Source organism: Lysinibacillus sp. 1 U-2021 (genome assembly GCF_029916965.1).
Taxonomy (GTDB): Bacteria; Bacillota; Bacilli; order Bacillales_A; family Planococcaceae; genus Lysinibacillus; species Lysinibacillus capsici.
Genome location: NZ_CP123966.1, coordinates 149,458 through 167,633 on the forward strand (window position 1 = coordinate 149,458; position 18,176 = coordinate 167,633).

Genomic DNA, 18,176 nt, shown 5'->3' on the forward strand with positions numbered 1-18,176 from the left:
TTCTTTTTTTTTTACTATGGTATCATACGAGTATGATCAAAGGATAATAGGTGAGTATTTTGGAAAATATAAAAATGAATCAAGCAGCTGTCCATCTGCTAGAGGAGTGGGATCCATTCCACTTAGGTCCAGACCATTATGATACAGAAACAGCAGATGTAGTTGCAGCATTACAAGGGATTGATGATCCATCAACACTTGCAAAAGTTATTCAAGAAACATATGAGCATTCGTTTGAGCAATGGATTCCATTTGAAGATTGTGTAGCCATTTCTTACAAACTAATTGCCATTAAATTTGAAGCGAAATGTATTATTTAAAATATTTTGCATATTCCTTATAAAAAAAGGGGTTGTCAATGGACAACCTCTTTTTTGATACATCTTTGAGGCTAAGACTTATTTAAATAAAGGCAAAATCCCCTGAATGAAAATAATAAGAATGGCGAGTGGGGAGACGTAGCGAATTAAAATGTACCAAATATGAAACATGAAGCTTGACGCAGCTAATTCTTTACGTGAAATATCTCTTGTATAATAATAACCTGCAAAAATTGAAATCAACATAGCTCCAATCGGCATACCGATGCTATTAGTCATAAAATCAACAAAGTCAAAAATAGAGCGATCTACTATTTTTACATCTGCTAATATACCAAATGAAAGGGCACTTGGAATACCAACGATGAAAATAATGATTCCACCAATCCAAGCCATTTTTCTGCGTTTTTCTGGTTTATCACCAATAGCGATTGCTACGACTATTTCTAACATGGAAATGGAAGAAGTGACTGTAGCAAAAAGCAATAGAATGAAGAAGATTATTAAGAATAAGCCACCAAGAGGTAACTGCTCGAATACAGCTGGCAAAATAATGAATACTAAGCCTGGCCCTTGATCAGGTGTATAACCAAGCGCAAATACTGCTGGGAAAATAACAAGTCCTGCAAGTAAAGAGATAATAATATTCATAGATGCTACATTAATCGCAGAGTTACCAATCTTCTCTGTTTTAGATAAATAGGAAGCATATGTAATCATAACCGCAATACCTACACTTAGTGAGAAGAATGCTTGTCCTAAGGCCATTAAAAATGTTTCAGCATTCAAATAGGACCAATCAGGTACAAACATAAATTTAACGCCTTCCATAGCCCCGTCTAAAGTTAAAGAGCGAATAACTAGGACAATAAAGAAAATAAAGAGGAGAGGCATCATCCATGTGCTAGCTTTTTCAATTCCGCCCTTAATACCTGCTGACACAATGACCACTGTCAATAACATAAATAGTCCCTGTAAAAGTACTGCTTCAAAAGGGCTTGAAATAATATCGCCAAATAAATCAGCGTAGTTGATGTCAGAGCCAGCATTCGTTAGCTTAAATGTAAAGGCACGACCCAAGTAGCTTAAAATCCATCCACCAACAACGCTGTAGAATGATAGGATAAGGCCTGCGATTACCATACCGCCCCAGCCAATCAAATACCATGGCTTTCCTGGCGCTTGTTCCTTAAAGGAAGTAACGGCATCCTTTTGACCTCGACGACCAATCATGAACTCAGCAATGAGGACGGGTAAGCCAATAAAGAAAGTACATAAAATAAATAATAAAATAAAGACACTACCGCCATTCGTACCCGCCATATAGGGGAATTTCCAAATAGCTCCTAACCCTATAGCACTTCCTGCGGCAGCTAAAATAAACCCAATTTTTGTTGTAAATTGATCCCTCGATGACACGAATAAATCCTCCTTATACTAAAGTATTATTTTACCTCAATATTCTCATAACACAAGCAAATATCAGAAAATTGATGATAGCAAGAAAGACATTTGAAGGAGTAAAAATATAGAGAGATGACATGTGAGGAAAGACATTTAAATTATGTAACAATTAGGTAGAATGCTTCGTTTCATTATCAAAAGGGGGGGTAGCTATGACGGAGGTTGAACTAATAGCAAGGGCGCAGCAAGGAGATAAAGATGCCTATATCGAGCTTATCCGCATACATCAGCAAACCGTTGAAAAGTTTGCCTTTCAATGTGGCGTACATACAAATGATTTAGCTGATGTTTCACAGGAGGTATTTGTTAAACTGTATCGCTTTTTACACCAATTTAAACAGGATCGATTTACCACGTGGCTCTATAAAATCACATTAAATGCTACGCGTGATTATTATCGTAAGGAAAAACGGCAGCAGGCTAAAGAGGACAAGCTACAGGCCCAACAGCAAAAGACTCATTCATCTGCTGAAGAGAATGTTCTTTTGTTTGAAGAGGACAGGCATCTACATGGTGCTATTCAGGCACTTGACGAAAAATACCGTTATCCTCTCGTGTTGTTTTATTTCCACGAATTAAAATACGAAGAAATCGCTGAGGTTTTAAATATTTCGTTATCGACGGTGAAAGTGCGATTATTACGAGCGAAGGAAAAGCTAAAGGCAGCATTAATGCAAGATGGGAGTGTTGAAAATGGATGATAAGCAATTTGACCAACGTATGGCACTACTGAAAAAATCCTATGAACGAATGGAAGCGAAGCTTGATCCTGATACTGTCTTTAAACAAATTGAAGAAGAGGATATATCCAAGGAATTATCTTTTGAAATTATCAATAAAGGTCATCAGCGCCCCTCCAGATGGCAAAAGTCGGTTGTTTGGTTTGTAAGTATTGCGAGCGTGTTATTAGTGGGTTTATTGGGAACTTCATATATGATTGGACAGCCTGAAACATACAATAACAGTGATAAACAGATTTCCCAAGAAAATGATGACAACACGATAGGGACGTATGAAAAATGGGTAGAGCGAATCACCAAGAAATACAAGAGAGTGAAAGAAGATATAAGTAGGGAGTTGAAAGTTTCAGTAGAAGAACTGAATACTTTTTCATATATTCAAAATGCAGATTCCATGTTGGCCTTCTATACGAGTTACGAACGTCCGATAAAGGAGGATTGGGAATTGCAAATAATGGAGAAGGAAATTCTAGACGGATTAATGACCCCGAGACGAGCCTTAGAGACAATCAAAGGATACGGGCCATTATCCTTTAATGAATCTTATGGAATCTTTAACTTATATAAGCAATCGCTTAATGACATAGAAATGTATTTTAATTCTTTACTTGAACCTTATGAACAGTTTTTAAAGAAAAAGATAGATCGTAGTCAGTATCCATCAGATTTAAAAGCAATCATTGAAACAGCAAACAAGCAATATATGGAACTTCATTTGGATGTGGATGGTTCCTATTATTTTAAAGCTAATCCCATCGATGGGGAATTTGCTTTTGAACCTATAAAATACATGCATCCTGATATTTTTGGTTACTTTGAGTTTTTACAAAAGGGATTTTTAGTAGGAGAAGAAGGCTTGAGGTATACACGAGAAGAAACAGCTGAATCCTTAAAAATTATGGAGCGTTCATTGCTGTTTGATATCAATACGGGGAATGTTACTTATAAGGAATTAAAGGCAGTATTTGAAAATACTTGGTTAGCTCTAATGAAAGGATCCACTAATTATCAAGTGTATGCTGAAAAGGGAATCGTTAATAAAGAATACCTGAATTTTTTACAAAAAGTCGCTAATGGAAAGTATGGGGAGGTAATGACAAAGAATGCAGCAACTATTTTAAATGAATTACACCAATATAATAACTCAGAAACGTTAGTAGGGCTGACAATACAAGATATTTCAACGGCCATTTTGCAAGTTAGGAAAGATACGGCAGTTGAAGAATTTAATATTGTAGACATCGATGATGCGGAGATTGCACAAGTTAAGAGAATTTATGATCAGTATTTGAAAAGTGACCCTGAGCCATTTATTAATCAGCTCAGTCCTTTAAATATGGTTTCCCTTTATTTATATGCAATTTCTATTGGAGATGAATCATTGCAAGAGAAAGTAATCCTATCAAATGTAGAAATAGAGTCTGATTTTTTAAACAAAGTAAAAAACTTATCCATTATTAGCCAAATGTCGCAATACAACGGAAATTACCCAATGGTGGCTGTACGACTTGATGAAGAACATCAAAAAGAGTATGGCAAGCAGATTTTGTTTAGATTATCTCAAAATGAAGATGGCTTTTACCGTATAATTGGTATCATGGATTGATGAGATGATTTTTTGCCCCGTTTTTACACGTATGTTATAATTTAAGCGATATATACGTAGCAAACAAAAGAAAGTGGGCAAAGGTTATGGTAAAAAAATATGAATTAGGAGACGTGTTGACCGGAAAAGTTACAGGTATTCAACCATACGGTGCATTTGTTGCACTAGATGACAATACGCAAGGCCTTGTGCATATTTCGGAAATAACATACGGCTTTGTGAAGGACGTTAGTGAATTTTTAGCTGTTGGGCAAGAAGTTGAAGTCAAAATTCTTGAAATCGATGAAGAGGCCGAAAAAATTAGTTTATCGATGAGAGCGCTACAGGATCGCCCAGCAACAGTAAGAAAAAAAGACGCACCACCACGTAAATCATTGCAGGACCGTGTAGATGAATCGGATGCAAATGGTTTTAATTCCTTAAAAGATAAATTGCAGGACTGGATTGAACAATCTGGTCAATAAAAAAACGAGGATGCTTTCGAATGAAAGTATCCTCGTTTTTTCTATTGTTTTTTTATTTTGCGGATTCGATATTGTAGGTTTTGTCTGCTCATACCAAGTGCATTTGCTGCCTTTGTAATATTGCCCTCATATAAATTTAAGACATTTTGCACATAATATGATTCGGCTTCACGCAAATAGGCATCGAGTGGCATGACATTGTTATTTTGATGGAACATAAAAAATTCTGGTTCACGATTATTTGTATCTTGCTGCTGCACTTTGAAGCGGAAATGTAATGGTAATAAATCTGAAGTAACAGTGGATTCCGTTGTCATAAATGAAACAATTTCATCCAGTAGCAGCTCAAGCTCTTTTAGATTTCCTGGCCAATCATATTGTAAAAATAATTCCTGTACGTCTGGTGCAAGTTCAGTGACTTGTGAGGCAAATCGTTCTCGATGTCGACTAAAATAATCTTCTACAAATGGAAGTATGTCTTCTTTTCGATCCGTTAAATTGGGAATAGTAATAGCCATTGTTGCAAAGAAATAATATAGCGATTTTGACAGCTTCTTTTCGGCAATCAATGTAATGGGATCACTACCCACACTGCCAATTAGCATATATTTGGACTGTGGAAGTGAATGTAGTATATCTAAAAGTTGCTCTTGAATGTCTAAGCTCAAAAAATCGATACGTTCGAAGAAAAAGGTGTAATCCTTATCTTCTTCTAGTAATTGTTGTAATTTATCGAGCACCGATTGAGCTGAACGGCGACTAACGAGTGTCACAAAGGCATCAGGATCAGGTGAAGCTGCGTGGTGAATTCCCTCTGCTACTAAATCTTTCCCTGTGCCAGATTCGCCAATTAATAATACTGGTAATTTTACAGCAGCTGCTTTTTTAGCGTTGTCGATAACCTGCTTCATGGATTCAGAATAAGCTTTAATCATATCAAATGTTAAAGGTTCATCGTAACGACGAAGGGGTTGATAAACAAGCTTTTCCAGTGAGGTAATATCACGTGCAAATTCGATTGCGCCAATCAGTTTGCCTTCAACAAAAAGTGGAAAAGTATCATTGATTGTTGTAATTTCATGACCATTTTTATTCCAGTAGGATTGTTTAACATTAATTTCTTTTTTTCCTGTTTGTAGAACACGCATTAATGTACTTTCATGTTGACGGAAGGAAAACATTTCAATAATGGAACGATCCGCAAGTTCATCAAAATGAAACCCTTCAATTTCTTTCATTTTCGTATTGTAAATAATCGTTTTACCAGATAGGTCTACTGCATGAATACCAACGGATACATTTGTTGCAATAAACTCATAAAAAGGTAGTAAAGGTTCAGAATTTTTCATAAAAATGTGCACCTCAAAAATTTTTTACTTGAAATATGCAACGAAATTTTGCATTATAATAAGTGTAAGAATATTTTATACGCAAAGATATTTTGCGTCAATGTTTTTTGCATACCCAAACACATCTCACAAGGGAGGATTAAGTATGATTCCATACAAACACGAACCATTCACAGATTTTTCACAAGAGGCAAACTACAATGCTTATGTAGAGGCTTTAAATAAAGTTGAAGGTTACTTAGGTCAAGACTACCCACTAATTATTGGTGGTGAGCGCATTACAACAGAAGATAAAATCGTTTCGTACAATCCTGCAAAGAAAACAGAAGTCATTGGTCGCGTTTCGAAAGCAAGCAAAGATTTAGCTGAAAAAGCGATGCAAGCGGCAGATGAAACATTCAAAACATGGAAAGGCTGCGTTTCCTCTTCTTATCCGGCTGGCATCTTCATTCATTTTTACATCTAACACCCAATGAAGACTGTGCTCGATCAGCCAGTGCGCTCTGATAGCATGTGCAAATTCTTTAGCATCCATATCCTTTGATGAAATATAATATCGGATGCTTACACCTTCTGCTGATTTATCTTCTTTCTTCTGCCTGAATGACAATGCTACACAAAGCTTTTTTAATCCCTTCCATTCGAATTCAAAATCACAAAAGTTCAGGCGTTACGTTACTGACAATATGCAAACGTGTTTCTTTTCTTCCATGACTTATCTCCTGCGTACTAAACGAATCGCCTTTATAATTAGAAAACACATTTACAGGAAATTTTTCCTCGAATGCATGATGTAATTTCCCCTGATTGCCTTTTACTGCCAGAAGATAATCTGCTTTTTTATCTTTGATCTTCGAAGCGATATCTTTCTGACAGCCCATAGCATCAATGGTTATCAAATTTTTCTTTAAATACAGTAGGTTAAGCAACTCTGGAATGGCTGTAATCTCATTACTTTTGGCTTCCGTTTTCACCTGCCCCAGTACAACACCATTTTCGTTCGAGAATGCACTCACCATATGGATTGCTCCTTTTCTTTTTCCCTTATCAAAGGAGCCTCTTATGGTCTTTCCATCTATTGCTATAATTTCACCATCAGTGATTTCATGGCACTCCTGCATCCATTCAATAAACATCTTTTCAAAGGCCAAACTGTCAATGTTACTCACAACGCGTGCAATGGTGTCATCGACCGGAATGCCATTATCAAAATCACCATATTTCTTTAGCCATTCAAGTCTTTCATGTCCAAAATCTTCAATTTCCTGCCACTCATCGGCACCTGCAATTACTGCACATACGGTGAGAAACAAAATAGCAGATAATTTATGTTTAACCTTTCCTTGTTGTCGTATATCAGGGATCACTGAAATATAATCAAGCAAACTTTGAATACTCACCTGGGTCCTTTTTTATCTTTTTAGTTATTCCAAAGGTTAAATTTTGATCACCTGTAGGCGTTAAAGCCAAGATGAAAATCGTGATTTACATCACAATTTTCATGATCTTGCCCTGCCCCGTCCCTTGCTCTCATGTCTTTCTGTATGTATTTTATATTTTTCTCTTTCTGGTGTTGTTCATTATGACCATTTACCAATCCAGTCAAAAACTTCATTTTTCAAATTGTTATCATAATAATCAACATCGTAATAGTCTCCATAATTAATTATTTTATAACTAGCCTTCTTGTTTTTATCACTAAAATACACCCGTTGTTTTTTAGCGCAGAACTCCATATTCTCCAGTTTACTAATGTTTTTTAATCGCACGCTATAAAGAATATCATTGAAAAAATTAAGATTTATATCAACCACTCCACAGTGCGTCCTGTAATTATTAACCATTATACTTATAAAATGACCATTCCCTCTACTAATTTTTTGGTCATTAATTATTTTATAAATAATATTTTTTTCAGAAAGATATATCTCAACGCTCTTTGGTGTTTTATGTCCATAAAATACGATGTCAGAATTTGAATTGTTATCAAACCCAAGGTAAACAATAAATAAACAAAGGGTAATTAAAAAAATGACAAGTTTGCCTCTAATAATTTGAAGCATCTGAACTCCCTTGCTTTGCTTTTATTGGATTATCTGCTTTTATACCATCTAACCCGAAGAGTTGCCCAGTGTTATATTTTTCAATACATGCATCGCTACATTTGGCAGAAAAATCGCCACAAGCAATACCGACAGTGTTATTTTTAAGATCCATGATTCTTTCTTTAGCTGGCTGACCTTGTCTATCCCCAGCCGCCTCATGATTTTTACCTATCACGTCAGCTATTGTTGATCCAAATGTCTTAGTCATTCGACACATCAAGTAACAATGTCTCATTGCATCGGCGGCCCCATTATGAGCTCCGCCAACAATAGCATCCATATCATAACCGAACTGGTAAGCACTGTTAGTAATGCTGTTTGCAGCAATCAATCCAGGTACACCAGATACGGCATAAATTAGTCCACCTGATGTCATATTCTCAATCGCATCTAACCCCATTGGGTCTATCACTTGTATGGGATTCAACGGATACTGATACATATTCCATCCACCTCTCAACCCAATCGGGTCCGGGGTGATATACGTTTATTCGCACTCGCTTTCACATGCGTAGAATCGATAAATAAATGGTCTGCATGGAGGAGTCCTTGATGCATAATCTCTTTTAATATACGATAGAATATCTGCTCAAATATATCAGTGTCTTGAAAGCGACGGACATAATTTTTACCGAAGGTAGAGAAATGCGGGACTTCTGTCTGGAAGCCAAATCCTAAAAACCAACGATACGCCATATTCGTTTCAATTTCTTTGATGGTTTGACGCATGGACCGTATACCAAAAACGTACTGAATAAACGTCATTTTAAAGAGAACAACAGGATCAATACTAGGGCGTCCTTTAGCAGAGTAGAGGTTTTCTACTAAAGGATAGATAAATGAAAAATCAATAGCCGCCTCTAGTTTTCGTACTAAATGATCTTGGGGAACTAATTGATCAATCGTTAACATTTCTAATTGTTCACGTTCATTGATTTGATTTTTCGTCATCATGGTTGATCACCTCGAAAGTGTACTTTTTATCAATAGATGAATAAGGAATTCTTTATGTAGAAGTTGATTGGAACGAAGGGTGGCGACTCCTGCGGGAAAAGCGGGAAAGTCGAGATCCTGGACTGAGCGAAGCGAGGGAAGCAGCTCGACCCCGCCCGCGGAAAGCGTCCGCCCGTAGTGGAAATCAACGGCTTTACTTTATTTTATTGTAAAAGAAAAAAGACTGTAGGCAAACTCAAAATTCATTGAGTTTGTCTACAGTCTGAAGTCACTCATTATTTTTTATGAGTGACTTCTCTTTAATTAAAGAATGAAATAATTTCTTTATTACAAATATGAACAACACCCGTATCACTAACTTTTATATTCACTTCTGTAAGGCCTCTTTTTAAAATGTGCTCTATTGCATATCTAATTTCCCATTCTGAAACTTGCCCATCCTCATTTGAAACACTTGCATGGCTGGACTTTTTATTTTCACTATGAATTATTACTGTCCCATTACGTTCATAGACCTTTACTGCACCGCCCATAAAGCCTGATGCAATTTTTACAACATCGACTCTTTCTTTTGTTATATCCCGAAACGTTTTGTTTGAAAAATTATATACAATAGCCATATCACACTCTCCCTAAGTAATTAAATATCAATTCTTCTGTTTGGGTTTTTAATGCTTGCTTCGCATATCGTAAAATTACATTTTCACCTGGAGTTTTCAACACAACATCGCTAAAATATTGGTCTATATGAATCCACTTCACCACCTCAATTTTTTGGTTAATCAACATGCGCTTTTTGTTATAATAATCGGTTCTTATATGCTTTAATAAATCATCTACAATGCTCATATAGACCTTGGACATTTTCAGGCTCCCCAATGTATCGTAGTCATTCTGTAAAGACTTAATTGCCATATCCAATAGGATAAATTGGTGTAAATTTTTGCGTTCATCCGGCTTAATCATCACTGTCTACCAATGACGCTTTTTGAATCTGTTCAAAGGTAATACGCTTTATTGATATATCTATATCTAATATTAGTTCCTTTTCGTAAGTATCAGTGCCAGTAATTAACCCTACATGGTCTTGAAGTTTATTGTGGTCCCATAGCGTTAATTTAACTAATTTTCGCAATTTAAACGCTTGCTGTATGGTTTGTTCTATCTCGTCTAATTCCCACTCAGTTAGGTCACGCTTTTTATCATAATATTGCTCTTTTTTCCACTCCTTCAACTAAATGCTCAGGCAGCATTAATGACGTCCATTTCATATTCCCACGATCATGTAACATACAAATCACTCTCCATTAATAATCGATATCTGAAATTTTTAGGATATCTAAGAAATGTACCTTGTGAATATTCATGTACTTATCTTTAATATGGATTAATTTAGTGTTAGCATCCATTTTCGTTACTGCACCTGTTAGTGGCTCTTCCCATTTGTAAATGGTGAATGCTTTGGTTTTATCCTCTTGCATTGCTTCAGTTAATGTATTTGCGATTTCCTCTAAATCAAATTCATCTCTATCTGGATGTTTGGGTTCTTTCTTTTTGGTTGTTGTTTTTGTCTTAGCTGCCATTTTAACCACTCCATCCAGAACGTTTGTTTCTATATATTATAGAACTAATGTTCTATTTTAAGCAATGTAAAATTTTAACTCAATTATAATTTGAATGAGAAAAATTACTATATGACTTTCAATCTTTTTAATTTAAAATGGAAATAGGTAGTTTTGGTAGAAAGGAGTAATTATGATTAATATTTCTCAAGATGAATTTTTAAAAAAACATAACTTAGATAGCTCATTAATACTTGACAATAAAATAAACTGGAAAACTTTAGAGGAAATTTACAAAGACTTTGTAAGTACAAAAGATAGCTTATCTATTTACTCAGATATGATTGCTCAACTTTTAAGAACACAAGATAAGATTCATACTGTTAGATCAAGAATTAAAGATCCGGAACATTTAATTGCAAAGCTAATTAGAAAAACCCCCGAAAGAAAAAAGAATAAAGGGGAAGATTTTGAATTTACAGTTGAAAATTATAAGGATGAAATAACTGATTTAATAGGAGTACGTGTTATACATATATTTAAAGAAGATTGGAAAAGTATACATGACTTTATTATTAACAGTTGGAATGTGGTAGAATCCGTAGCAAATGTTAGGGAAGGCGACAACGATAATAACTATACTGAATTAAATGTTAATGTAGACCCTCGAAAAACAGGTTATAGATCAGTTCACTATTTAATTGAATTTACACCAACTATAAATAAAAAAATAACAGTTGAAATTCAAGTTAGAACCATTTTTGAGGAAGGTTATGGTGAAGTTGATCATCAATTAAGTTATCCTGCTAGTAATGTACCTGGAGTATTAACTTTAAACCTACTATTATTGAATCGTTTAGCAGGAAGTGCCGACGAGATGGCTTCTGCAATTAAAGAGTTAAAAAAGGAATGGTCCAAAAGGGAACTTGCATTACTTGATAAAGAAAACGAAATTGCTGAATTAAAACAAAAGATAAAGAATCTTAACATAGAAGAAAATACCAAAACTTCATTAGTAAAAGACCTAGATTCAATAAGTGATTTTATAGATATGGATTGGAACAAAAATTTGAAGGGAGGATAGAAATTAGAAATCCAGTCAAAATGGGCAGAAATATAATTATTGATAATAAAAATTTAAGCCTTTATGAGCAAGCAAAAGATATAGTTATAAATAGTGGAAATTTAATTGATGATAATAAAAATTTAAACCTTAATGAGCAAGCAAAAGATATAGTTAAAAATGGACTAAACTCGTAATAAAAAGTTATCTTATTATTTTTAAAGCCAAGGGGGACAAAAATATACCTCCTTGGCTTTATTTTATTATCTTTGAGAGATAATTATTTTCAAACCTTCATAGTCACCAGTAGATAGTTCGCCTTTATCAAATTTATCTGCCCAAGATTTATCGATTTTTCCTCTGTCAACGGATTGCAGCAAGAAGTCACGTACTGCTGTTTTGGTTTCCTTGATTGTGAATTTCATCATATCATCATCCTCAACTATTTGTTGTCCTGATTCATTTGGTTCCATTGCTTTCATAATACGGTTCAAGAAACTATTCCAACGGTCTTCACTTAAAATTCGATGGGGACAATATTTGCCGTTCCAATCTTGATGCTTTTTCACACGCTCAATACCCCAACCAAATTGTTTTAAAAGCTTTGCAATGTATTGGACAGCATTTTCCTCAGCAACTCCATAGCCAACTCCACCACTTTTGCTGTAGCAAATTTCAATACCTATGGAAATACGGTTGCCTTTTTTGAGTGCGTTAGGATCCGTACTACCCCCACCATCACCACAATGCCAGGCACTACGATTGAAAGGAATTGCTTGAATTACCTCTTTATCATCCACAGCAACATGATAAGACACCTGATTGTTATTACCTATCATATAAGTTATTTCGTTAGCTGCTTGTGCATCATTCGCTGTGTTGTGTACTGTGATATATTGAGGCACCATTGTATATGGAGCCTGGATTGAATATTTGCTTGCTGGCAAAAAGGTTTGTTTGAGTACATAGGTCATTTTGCTTTTTCCTCCTTTGTACTGAATATATCTAATGCTTTTATAACTGGTGATGGCATGTCCACACCAAGTTTTGCTGAATTTTCACCTAAGCTAACAAGTTCATTCAAAATAAACATTAATACAACTGCATCAGGAATAATTTGTCCGATTGAAAAGCCTTGATCTTGTAGCACTAAATAAATAAGATTTGCTACTACAATCCAAACCCACATCATTCCTTTTTTAATGATACCTTGATAGAATCGTTTGCTGCTGATTATTCCCCAGTTAGCTGCCATACCAGTCAGAAGATCAACTGCATTCAAAATTAACAATACTGTCATTAATAAGCCCCAACCACCTACGAGCCACGATACTACTCCGCCTACTGTACTAAGTAAAAATTTTAATGATTGTTCCATTTGTCCACGACCTTTGCCCGTTTTTGTGTAAATAAAAAGCCATGAGAAGCATCGAGATTCAGTAACATGTACCGTTGCCCATCTCGATTGCTCTCACAGCAAATTAAAAACCCCACCTATAAAAAGGTGAGGCTGATCTAATTCTAGTTTCGGTAGTTTCTTTCAACTACGATGTACTCTCTTAATGTCCCATCCTCTGCTTTTACAACAACTTTTACTAATCCTATAGTTAAAGCCGAGTTTAGAACATAATCTGTACTTAATGACTCTGTAGTACTATTAAACTGTGTTACATTTTGTATCGTTGCACTAACTGGGAACACCTTCAAAGTTGCTCTCGAATTATTAAGTGATAAACTGTTTTTTAATTGTGAAACACTACCTTGTGTATTGCTATAAGAAACATAAATTGTTCTAAACACAGGTTCACTTGAGTTGTACCATGAATTTATGCCATTAACATGTATTGAAGCATCGTTACTAAGAATCGGAATACTATTCTCGTCTTATCCTTCTCTATTTCTAAGTTTTATAACGAGCCTTCACCGTGCAAGCGACTTTCATCGCACAAGGCGATCCGTCAACGATAGATTTTAAAACTTATTTCCCCAATTCTAGTATATTCTATCAAGGTTAAGTTTAGGTTAAATTTAAAAAATAACGCTAACTTATGCTGCGTTTAATTAGTTACTGCACAATATGGAGCTGATGAGCAAAAAGAAACCCCACCAAATTGGTGAGGTTTAAAGCGATTAGTAATTAATAATACTTAACATAAGCAGTAAATACCATATCTACTGTATTTCCATGCCCATCATCTGCAGTTAAAATAATAGTAGTATATTCATTATCAGCACTTTGAGGAGCATTAATTTGAAGCCATCCATTAGAAATAACAGCAGTAATATTTGGATTGCTAGATGTGGCAGTAAAGGACATTGTATCTCCTTCTGGATCAATAAATATTGGTTGTACAAACAAATATCGGGATGAATCGTGTTGCTGCTTATACAGACGATTTACAGGAAAAGGCTGTCCTAACCGTTTTTGATGCATTCGAGGCGATACATGCCAAGTCCTATTCTTATATTTTCACAACGCTTTGTACAAACGAAGAAATCGACGAGCTATTTGAATGGGTCAAGAAAAATGAATTTCTACAGTATAAGGCCAATAAAATAGCAGACATTTATAATAGTATTGAAGAAGGCAATCCAGAGAGCTTATGGAAAGCGATGTTTTCATCCGTTATGCTTGAATCTTTCCTGTTTTATTCTGGCTTTTTCTATCCACTATACTTAGGAGGACAAGGCTTCCTACGAAACAGTGCCGAGATTATTTCACTCATCTTGCGCGATGAATCTATCCATGGGGTAGCAGTTGGATTTTTTGCTCAAAATTTATTCAAGCAATTTTCAAAGGAAAAGCAAGAAGAGCTACATTTATGGGGCTATGAGCTATTATTAGATTTATATCAAAATGAAATGAAGTATACAGATGATATTTATGCGGAAACAGGATTATCACCTGAAGTGCGAGCATATGTACGCTATAATGCTAATAAAGCTTTAATGAATGTCGGCTTTGAAGCCATGTTCCCAGAAGAGGAAGTCAATCCAATTGTGATGAATGGTATTCGTAATGAAGGCTCCACATATGATTTCTTTTCACAAAAGGGTGCTACCTATGCCAAGGCAAAAGTTGCGCCAATCACAGATGACACATTCAATTTTAATCGTTAAGGATGAAGAACAATGAATCTAGAAGTAAAAATTAAAAAAGTTCACGCTGATGCCATGCTACCGATACAAGCCAACCCTGGTGATGCAGGCATGGACCTCTATTCCATAGAAGCAGTAGAAATCCCAGCAGGCGTAGCCAAACTCATTAAGACAGGTATTCAGATTGAGTTACCTAAGGGAACGGAAGCCCAAATTCGACCAAGAAGTGGACTAGCATTAAAGCATAGTGTAACCGTACTGAATAGCCCAGGCACTATAGATGAAGGCTATAGAGGCGAAATCGGTGTTATTTTAATCAACCATGGTCAAGAACCGTTTATCGTAGAAAAATCAATGCGCATTGCTCAAATGGTTATACAATTTGTTCCTTCTATTCAATTAGTGGAAGTAGATGAATTATCTCAAACGGTCCGTGGAGAATCTGGATTTGGTGCAAGTGGTACGAAATAGTGTACCTAAATATAAACCTCATAAAGTTTACTTAAAAATCCTGCGAAAATGCAGGATTTTTTTGTTACCGTAGCTCATAGCAGAAGGAAATAATAGGGTACATATGGAATGAAGTAATGATAGCGAAGTAAAGGAGCTAATAATCATGAAAAAAATATGTTCAGGTATTTTCCTTATGTTGATTGTCTTTGTTACATCTATCACAACTGCTACAGCAGCTAGTAGTCAACTAAAAGTGGACGGTATGACAGTACAAACGGTTGTGAAGCCCGAAATAAAAAACAATCGAACAATGGTACCTTTACGCGTGATTAGTGAAAATTTAGGGGCTAAGGTGCATTGGTCGGATGGGCAAGTGATACTGACCCAAAGTGAGATGAAAGTCAGTTTAAAGTTAAACAGTAGTAAAGCCACAGTAAATGGAAAAACGGTATTATTGGATGCAAAGCCCTACTTAAAGAATGGACGCACCATTGTACCATTACGTTTTCTAGCAGAAACCTTTGGCTGTAAAGTTCAATACGATCATTTAACGATCACAATCGATACAGAGCCATTGATGATTAAGGGTGTGGAAGTGAAAGCATTACTTCATGAATACCACATGACAATGGGGGGAGTAGTCGAGCAAATCAATGGCAATGCCTATATGGAAGAAATGCACCGTATATTTACTAAAAATATGGGCAAGAAGATAAAACAGCCTAACGACTACACATGGTCTGTCCATAGCACCGTAATTGGGGGCTATTATAAAATGGGCCAATATGATTTCCTGAACAAGGAAGGTAGTAGCATAGCACGTTATGATCTCTATTCGTTGGTGCAATCTTCAGATAAACCTTTGACTGGACAGCCAGACGTGTTGATTTATGACGCAGCTGTTGACCAATGGTATGAGTTTAACAAAACTGCCAGTGACTCTATTTATTCGTTAATGGAAACTGCTACGAGAAATGGCTTTGTGACAGTTATTAGTAATACAGTTCCTTGATTATGAATCCATTAAAAACGCAATAGAAGAGCACATCTATAAATAAGATGTGCTCTTCTTATTTTAGTGAGGATAAAAAATGCTAATCATTTTTATTTAGAAAAGTACTAGGCATGACTACAAGGACTACTGTTCCACGAGCACAAAGCGAATCCTGCGCGTAAACTTCAGTTTCTACTTTCCATTTCTTCGGATGAATTTCTTCAACAGTGCCAATTGCCTTTAAGGGAACATCTTGGGGTGTTGGCTTGAGGAAATCTACATTAAGGTTAGCCGTTACAAATCGAGGTGGCTCCGCTCCATCACCAATTTCATGTCCATTTTTACGATGCAAGGCAAGCGCTGCTGACCCTGTTCCATGGCAATCAATTAATGAAGCAATTAAACCACCATAGATAAATCCTGGAATACCCATATATTTTGATTCAGGTGTATAGATTGTAATCGTCTTATCACCATGCCACCCCGTGCGAAGATGATGACCATCTTCATTCAAACGGCCACACCCATAACACCAAGCGATATCATCTGGATAAATATCTTGAATTGCTTTTTCTACTTTTAATTCTTCCATTCTTCTCTCCCCAATGCTCTAGTATTATTTGTTTCTAATCGAACGTTAATCATTTAAGTATAATTAATCATTTCCATTCCATCAATAAAAATCTAAATATTCCATCTATTTAAACTATGTAAAAAAGCACTACCATAAAGTTGAACAGGTTTTATTAGTGACAGATGGGGAGGGCTGGTATCAGGAAGAGGGAAAAGCTGCATAGCTTGTAAAACGCTGGCATGGTGCAACAAAAGAAAGATGGTATACTAGGATCGTTACATTTTTCTTTTACCGTGCTGAAGAAGGAATTAAAGGAGTCAAAAGGTATGTCATTAGAAAATATAATCGATTGTATTTGCAAGGAAGCAACTAATAAAGACAGTAAAAAATTAGAAGAATTACTAGAGCAATTGTATGATTATGGAAGTGCTAAAATACTTGATATTTACCCTTATCAGATAAAAAGTAATGAAAAATATAGTCAAGTAGAAGTATTCTTCGATAAATTAGAGATGGTCGATTTCCAACAAAAAACGCAGGATTATCATTCATACCAGAAAAGCCTAGAAAAATTTGAGAGATTTTTTGAATTGATGTGGTTAAAATCATCTCAATTTTATGCATTTTATTATTTACCAGAACCTTTATATAAGGATCAATTGTATTATAAAGTCTACGAGAATGAGTGGAATAAAATTATACCTAAAGATCTTACAGAAGGCATTTTATTAAACATTGATGAATACACAATGTTAATTTCACTAATAAAATTAGCTGTTTCGGACCATCTCCATTTACATTTTATTTTACCTGAGGAGAATATTGTATTTAGTGGGAATGGCTTAGCCTTTTTAATTTACAGCCAACATAATCTTGAGTTATTAGAAAAGGTTGCTAATACGGAGGGGCTCTATGTCCGTTGAAAAAGTGAGAGAACATTCCCAGCAACATGAAGCTAGATAATATGGAACATACCCTAAAAAATAGCAACAATCTATATTACTACAGATTGTTGCTACTATTATTTAAAAATCAATTATTTTGCTCTCGATAATTAATGGCCTCTTTAAATTCATCGGTAGCTAGGATATTGTAAAACATATTTCTACTGTTTACGTTTGCTATTGTCCCAGTGATTGTATTATCAATCCATAGATAGTATTCATCATCGTTTAGTTTAATTTTGTACTGCGGAGCAATGTCGTTATCGACCTCACCGAATTCTCTAGCTTTTTTAAATGTTTTTTCTATAATTTTAATATCTTTCGCATCGGAGATTTGTTGTAAAGTATCAGGTTGCACTTCATCGAAATTAATTAATTCTTGAATTTCTATCACCTTTGATGCTTCTTTCTGATCGTTGCAAGCAACTAACGCTAAAGAACAAAGCATTAACAACAAAAATGTTTTTATTTTCACCTTATCTTCA

24 protein-coding genes and 4 pseudogenes are annotated in these 18,176 nt (G+C 35.4%); 13 read left to right on the forward strand and 15 right to left on the reverse strand.

Annotation, left to right across the window (positions count from 1 at the left end):
• The first annotated feature begins 59 nt into the window (after nt 1-59).
• Complete coding sequence (locus QH639_RS00730; RefSeq protein WP_004228396.1) at nt 60-320, forward strand: DUF1871 family protein; 261 nt, start codon at nt 60-62, stop codon at nt 318-320.
• Nucleotides 321-398: 78 nt separating this feature from the next.
• Here the strand turns inward: QH639_RS00730 and QH639_RS00735 are convergent, their stop codons facing one another.
• A complete protein-coding gene (locus tag QH639_RS00735; protein WP_281115514.1) occupies nt 399-1,739 on the reverse strand; it encodes a sodium-dependent transporter in 1,341 nt (446 codons plus the stop codon).
• Nucleotides 1,740-1,936: 197 nt separating this feature from the next.
• Between QH639_RS00735 and QH639_RS00740 the strand changes: the two genes are divergently transcribed.
• From QH639_RS00740 to yugI, 3 genes are all read left to right on the forward strand, one after another.
• On the forward strand, nt 1,937-2,485 hold the full coding sequence (locus QH639_RS00740; RefSeq protein WP_237898549.1) for an RNA polymerase sigma factor: 549 nt from the start codon (nt 1,937-1,939) through the stop codon (nt 2,483-2,485).
• The gene (locus QH639_RS00745; protein WP_237898547.1) at nt 2,478-4,130 is read left to right on the forward strand and encodes a hypothetical protein; all 1,653 of its coding nucleotides are present in this window, start codon (nt 2,478-2,480) and stop codon (nt 4,128-4,130) included. Before QH639_RS00740 ends, QH639_RS00745 begins: the two co-directional genes overlap by 8 nt.
• An 86-nt stretch (nt 4,131-4,216) precedes the next feature.
• Complete coding sequence (gene yugI / locus QH639_RS00750) at nt 4,217-4,594, forward strand: S1 domain-containing post-transcriptional regulator GSP13 (RefSeq protein ID WP_004228409.1); 378 nt, start codon at nt 4,217-4,219, stop codon at nt 4,592-4,594.
• Between the two features lie 41 nt (nt 4,595-4,635).
• Here the strand turns inward: yugI and QH639_RS00755 are convergent, their stop codons facing one another.
• The gene (locus QH639_RS00755; protein WP_281115515.1) at nt 4,636-5,943 is read right to left on the reverse strand and encodes an AAA-type ATPase lid domain-containing protein; all 1,308 of its coding nucleotides are present in this window, start codon (nt 5,941-5,943) and stop codon (nt 4,636-4,638) included.
• A 145-nt stretch (nt 5,944-6,088) separates the two neighbouring features.
• On the opposite strand from QH639_RS00755, the pseudogene QH639_RS00760 reads away from it, so the two are divergent.
• Nucleotides 6,089-6,355 (forward strand): annotated as a pseudogene (locus QH639_RS00760) (L-glutamate gamma-semialdehyde dehydrogenase); the annotation flags it as partial.
• Here QH639_RS00760 and QH639_RS00765 read toward each other — a convergent pair.
• Nucleotides 6,356-7,343 (reverse strand): annotated as a pseudogene (locus QH639_RS00765) (ISAs1-like element ISEc26 family transposase); the annotation flags it as partial.
• Between the two features lie 71 nt (nt 7,344-7,414).
• On the opposite strand from QH639_RS00765, the gene QH639_RS26420 reads away from it, so the two are divergent.
• On the forward strand, nt 7,415-7,609 hold the full coding sequence (locus QH639_RS26420; RefSeq protein ID WP_152858771.1) for a hypothetical protein: 195 nt from the start codon (nt 7,415-7,417) through the stop codon (nt 7,607-7,609).
• Here the strand turns inward: QH639_RS26420 and QH639_RS00775 are convergent.
• The 7 genes and pseudogenes from QH639_RS00775 to QH639_RS00805 form a co-directional block, all read right to left on the reverse strand.
• Complete coding sequence (locus QH639_RS00775) at nt 7,524-8,006, reverse strand: YdcD family protein (protein WP_281115516.1); 483 nt, start codon at nt 8,004-8,006, stop codon at nt 7,524-7,526. The two genes, QH639_RS26420 and QH639_RS00775, sit on opposite strands and share 86 nt — an antisense overlap.
• Nucleotides 7,990-8,490, reverse strand: a complete 501-nt coding sequence (locus tag QH639_RS00780; RefSeq protein WP_000285408.1) for a DUF6973 domain-containing protein — start codon at nt 8,488-8,490, stop codon at nt 7,990-7,992. Before QH639_RS00780 ends, QH639_RS00775 begins: the two co-directional genes overlap by 17 nt.
• A gap of 41 nt (nt 8,491-8,531) precedes the next feature.
• Nucleotides 8,532-9,002, reverse strand: a pseudogene (locus QH639_RS00785) (transposase); the annotation flags it as partial.
• A 299-nt stretch (nt 9,003-9,301) separates the two neighbouring features.
• The gene (locus tag QH639_RS00790; RefSeq protein ID WP_281115517.1) at nt 9,302-9,622 is read right to left on the reverse strand and encodes a hypothetical protein; all 321 of its coding nucleotides are present in this window, start codon (nt 9,620-9,622) and stop codon (nt 9,302-9,304) included.
• 1 nt (nt 9,623) lies between these two features.
• On the reverse strand, nt 9,624-9,968 hold the full coding sequence (locus QH639_RS00795) for a YhjD family protein (protein WP_281115518.1): 345 nt from the start codon (nt 9,966-9,968) through the stop codon (nt 9,624-9,626).
• Entirely contained in the window at nt 9,961-10,236 is a 276-nt protein-coding gene (locus tag QH639_RS00800; protein ID WP_281115519.1) for a YolD-like family protein, read from the reverse strand. The genes QH639_RS00795 and QH639_RS00800 overlap by 8 nt, the downstream gene beginning before the upstream one ends.
• Before the next feature lie 73 nt (nt 10,237-10,309).
• A complete protein-coding gene (locus QH639_RS00805; RefSeq protein ID WP_281115520.1) occupies nt 10,310-10,585 on the reverse strand; it encodes a YolD-like family protein in 276 nt (91 codons plus the stop codon).
• A 172-nt stretch (nt 10,586-10,757) separates the two neighbouring features.
• Between QH639_RS00805 and QH639_RS00810 the strand changes: the two genes are divergently transcribed.
• On the forward strand, nt 10,758-11,648 hold the full coding sequence (locus QH639_RS00810) for a RelA/SpoT domain-containing protein (RefSeq protein WP_281115521.1): 891 nt from the start codon (nt 10,758-10,760) through the stop codon (nt 11,646-11,648).
• The gene (locus QH639_RS00815; RefSeq protein ID WP_281115522.1) at nt 11,621-11,824 is read left to right on the forward strand and encodes a hypothetical protein; all 204 of its coding nucleotides are present in this window, start codon (nt 11,621-11,623) and stop codon (nt 11,822-11,824) included. Before QH639_RS00810 ends, QH639_RS00815 begins: the two co-directional genes overlap by 28 nt.
• A 66-nt stretch (nt 11,825-11,890) precedes the next feature.
• Here the strand turns inward: QH639_RS00815 and QH639_RS00820 are convergent, their stop codons facing one another.
• The 3 genes from QH639_RS00820 to QH639_RS00830 form a co-directional block, all read right to left on the reverse strand.
• Nucleotides 11,891-12,601: a peptidoglycan recognition protein family protein gene (locus tag QH639_RS00820; protein ID WP_481817313.1), complete on the reverse strand. Its 711-nt coding sequence runs from the start codon at nt 12,599-12,601 to the stop codon at nt 11,891-11,893.
• Nucleotides 12,598-13,005: a phage holin family protein gene (locus tag QH639_RS00825; protein WP_281115523.1), complete on the reverse strand. Its 408-nt coding sequence runs from the start codon at nt 13,003-13,005 to the stop codon at nt 12,598-12,600. The genes QH639_RS00820 and QH639_RS00825 overlap by 4 nt, the downstream gene beginning before the upstream one ends.
• Before the next feature lie 759 nt (nt 13,006-13,764).
• Nucleotides 13,765-13,944, reverse strand: a complete 180-nt coding sequence (locus QH639_RS00830; RefSeq protein WP_281115524.1) for a hypothetical protein — start codon at nt 13,942-13,944, stop codon at nt 13,765-13,767.
• A gap of 26 nt (nt 13,945-13,970) precedes the next feature.
• On the opposite strand from QH639_RS00830, the gene QH639_RS00835 reads away from it, so the two are divergent.
• The 3 genes from QH639_RS00835 to QH639_RS00845 all read left to right on the forward strand — a co-directional run bounded on the left by QH639_RS00835 (nt 13,971) and on the right by QH639_RS00845 (nt 16,191).
• The gene (locus QH639_RS00835; RefSeq protein WP_281115525.1) at nt 13,971-14,747 is read left to right on the forward strand and encodes a ribonucleotide-diphosphate reductase subunit beta; all 777 of its coding nucleotides are present in this window, start codon (nt 13,971-13,973) and stop codon (nt 14,745-14,747) included.
• A 12-nt stretch (nt 14,748-14,759) separates the two neighbouring features.
• The gene (dut, locus tag QH639_RS00840; protein ID WP_048392753.1) at nt 14,760-15,197 is read left to right on the forward strand and encodes a dUTP diphosphatase; all 438 of its coding nucleotides are present in this window, start codon (nt 14,760-14,762) and stop codon (nt 15,195-15,197) included.
• A gap of 145 nt (nt 15,198-15,342) precedes the next feature.
• The gene (locus QH639_RS00845) at nt 15,343-16,191 is read left to right on the forward strand and encodes a copper amine oxidase N-terminal domain-containing protein (RefSeq protein ID WP_281115526.1); all 849 of its coding nucleotides are present in this window, start codon (nt 15,343-15,345) and stop codon (nt 16,189-16,191) included.
• Between the two features lie 82 nt (nt 16,192-16,273).
• On the opposite strand, the gene QH639_RS00850 is transcribed toward QH639_RS00845, so the two are convergent.
• Nucleotides 16,274-16,765, reverse strand: coding sequence for a PaaI family thioesterase (locus tag QH639_RS00850; protein WP_237900874.1), 492 nt, complete (start codon nt 16,763-16,765; stop codon nt 16,274-16,276).
• 127 nt (nt 16,766-16,892) lie between these two features.
• Between QH639_RS00850 and QH639_RS26425 the strand changes: the two are divergent.
• Nucleotides 16,893-16,967, forward strand: a pseudogene (locus QH639_RS26425) (cupin domain-containing protein); the annotation flags it as partial.
• A gap of 106 nt (nt 16,968-17,073) precedes the next feature.
• A complete protein-coding gene (locus tag QH639_RS00855) occupies nt 17,074-17,670 on the forward strand; it encodes a hypothetical protein (protein ID WP_237900876.1) in 597 nt (198 codons plus the stop codon).
• Nucleotides 17,671-17,779: 109 nt separating this feature from the next.
• Here QH639_RS00855 and QH639_RS00860 read toward each other — a convergent pair whose 3' ends face one another.
• Nucleotides 17,780-18,166, reverse strand: coding sequence for a hypothetical protein (locus QH639_RS00860; RefSeq protein ID WP_281115527.1), 387 nt, complete (start codon nt 18,164-18,166; stop codon nt 17,780-17,782).
• Nucleotides 18,167-18,176: the final 10 nt, after the last annotated feature.

Excerpts from the sequence above, each read along its gene's own strand:
- QH639_RS00740 (WP_237898549.1), top strand. The coding sequence starts at position 1,937 with ATGACGGAGGTTGAACTAATAGCAAGGGCGCAGCAAGGAGATAAAGAT.
- QH639_RS00745 (WP_237898547.1), top strand. The coding sequence starts at position 2,478 with ATGGATGATAAGCAATTTGACCAACGTATGGCACTACTGAAAAAATCC.
- yugI (WP_004228409.1), top strand. The coding sequence starts at position 4,217 with ATGGTAAAAAAATATGAATTAGGAGACGTGTTGACCGGAAAAGTTACA.
- QH639_RS00755 (WP_281115515.1), bottom strand. The coding sequence starts at position 5,943 with ATGAAAAATTCTGAACCTTTACTACCTTTTTATGAGTTTATTGCAACA.
- QH639_RS26420 (WP_152858771.1), top strand. The coding sequence starts at position 7,415 with ATGAAAATCGTGATTTACATCACAATTTTCATGATCTTGCCCTGCCCC.
- QH639_RS00775 (WP_281115516.1), bottom strand. The coding sequence starts at position 8,006 with ATGCTTCAAATTATTAGAGGCAAACTTGTCATTTTTTTAATTACCCTT.
- QH639_RS00780 (WP_000285408.1), bottom strand. The coding sequence starts at position 8,490 with ATGTATCAGTATCCGTTGAATCCCATACAAGTGATAGACCCAATGGGG.
- QH639_RS00790 (WP_281115517.1), bottom strand. The coding sequence starts at position 9,622 with ATGGCTATTGTATATAATTTTTCAAACAAAACGTTTCGGGATATAACA.
- QH639_RS00795 (WP_281115518.1), bottom strand. The coding sequence starts at position 9,968 with ATGATTAAGCCGGATGAACGCAAAAATTTACACCAATTTATCCTATTG.
- QH639_RS00805 (WP_281115520.1), bottom strand. The coding sequence starts at position 10,585 with ATGGCAGCTAAGACAAAAACAACAACCAAAAAGAAAGAACCCAAACAT.
- QH639_RS00810 (WP_281115521.1), top strand. The coding sequence starts at position 10,758 with ATGATTAATATTTCTCAAGATGAATTTTTAAAAAAACATAACTTAGAT.
- QH639_RS00820 (WP_481817313.1), bottom strand. The coding sequence starts at position 12,601 with ATGACCTATGTACTCAAACAAACCTTTTTGCCAGCAAGCAAATATTCA.
- QH639_RS00825 (WP_281115523.1), bottom strand. The coding sequence starts at position 13,005 with ATGGAACAATCATTAAAATTTTTACTTAGTACAGTAGGCGGAGTAGTA.
- QH639_RS00830 (WP_281115524.1), bottom strand. The coding sequence starts at position 13,944 with ATGTCCTTTACTGCCACATCTAGCAATCCAAATATTACTGCTGTTATT.
- dut (WP_048392753.1), top strand. The coding sequence starts at position 14,760 with ATGAATCTAGAAGTAAAAATTAAAAAAGTTCACGCTGATGCCATGCTA.
- QH639_RS00845 (WP_281115526.1), top strand. The coding sequence starts at position 15,343 with ATGAAAAAAATATGTTCAGGTATTTTCCTTATGTTGATTGTCTTTGTT.
- QH639_RS00850 (WP_237900874.1), bottom strand. The coding sequence starts at position 16,765 with ATGGAAGAATTAAAAGTAGAAAAAGCAATTCAAGATATTTATCCAGAT.
- QH639_RS00855 (WP_237900876.1), top strand. The coding sequence starts at position 17,074 with ATGTCATTAGAAAATATAATCGATTGTATTTGCAAGGAAGCAACTAAT.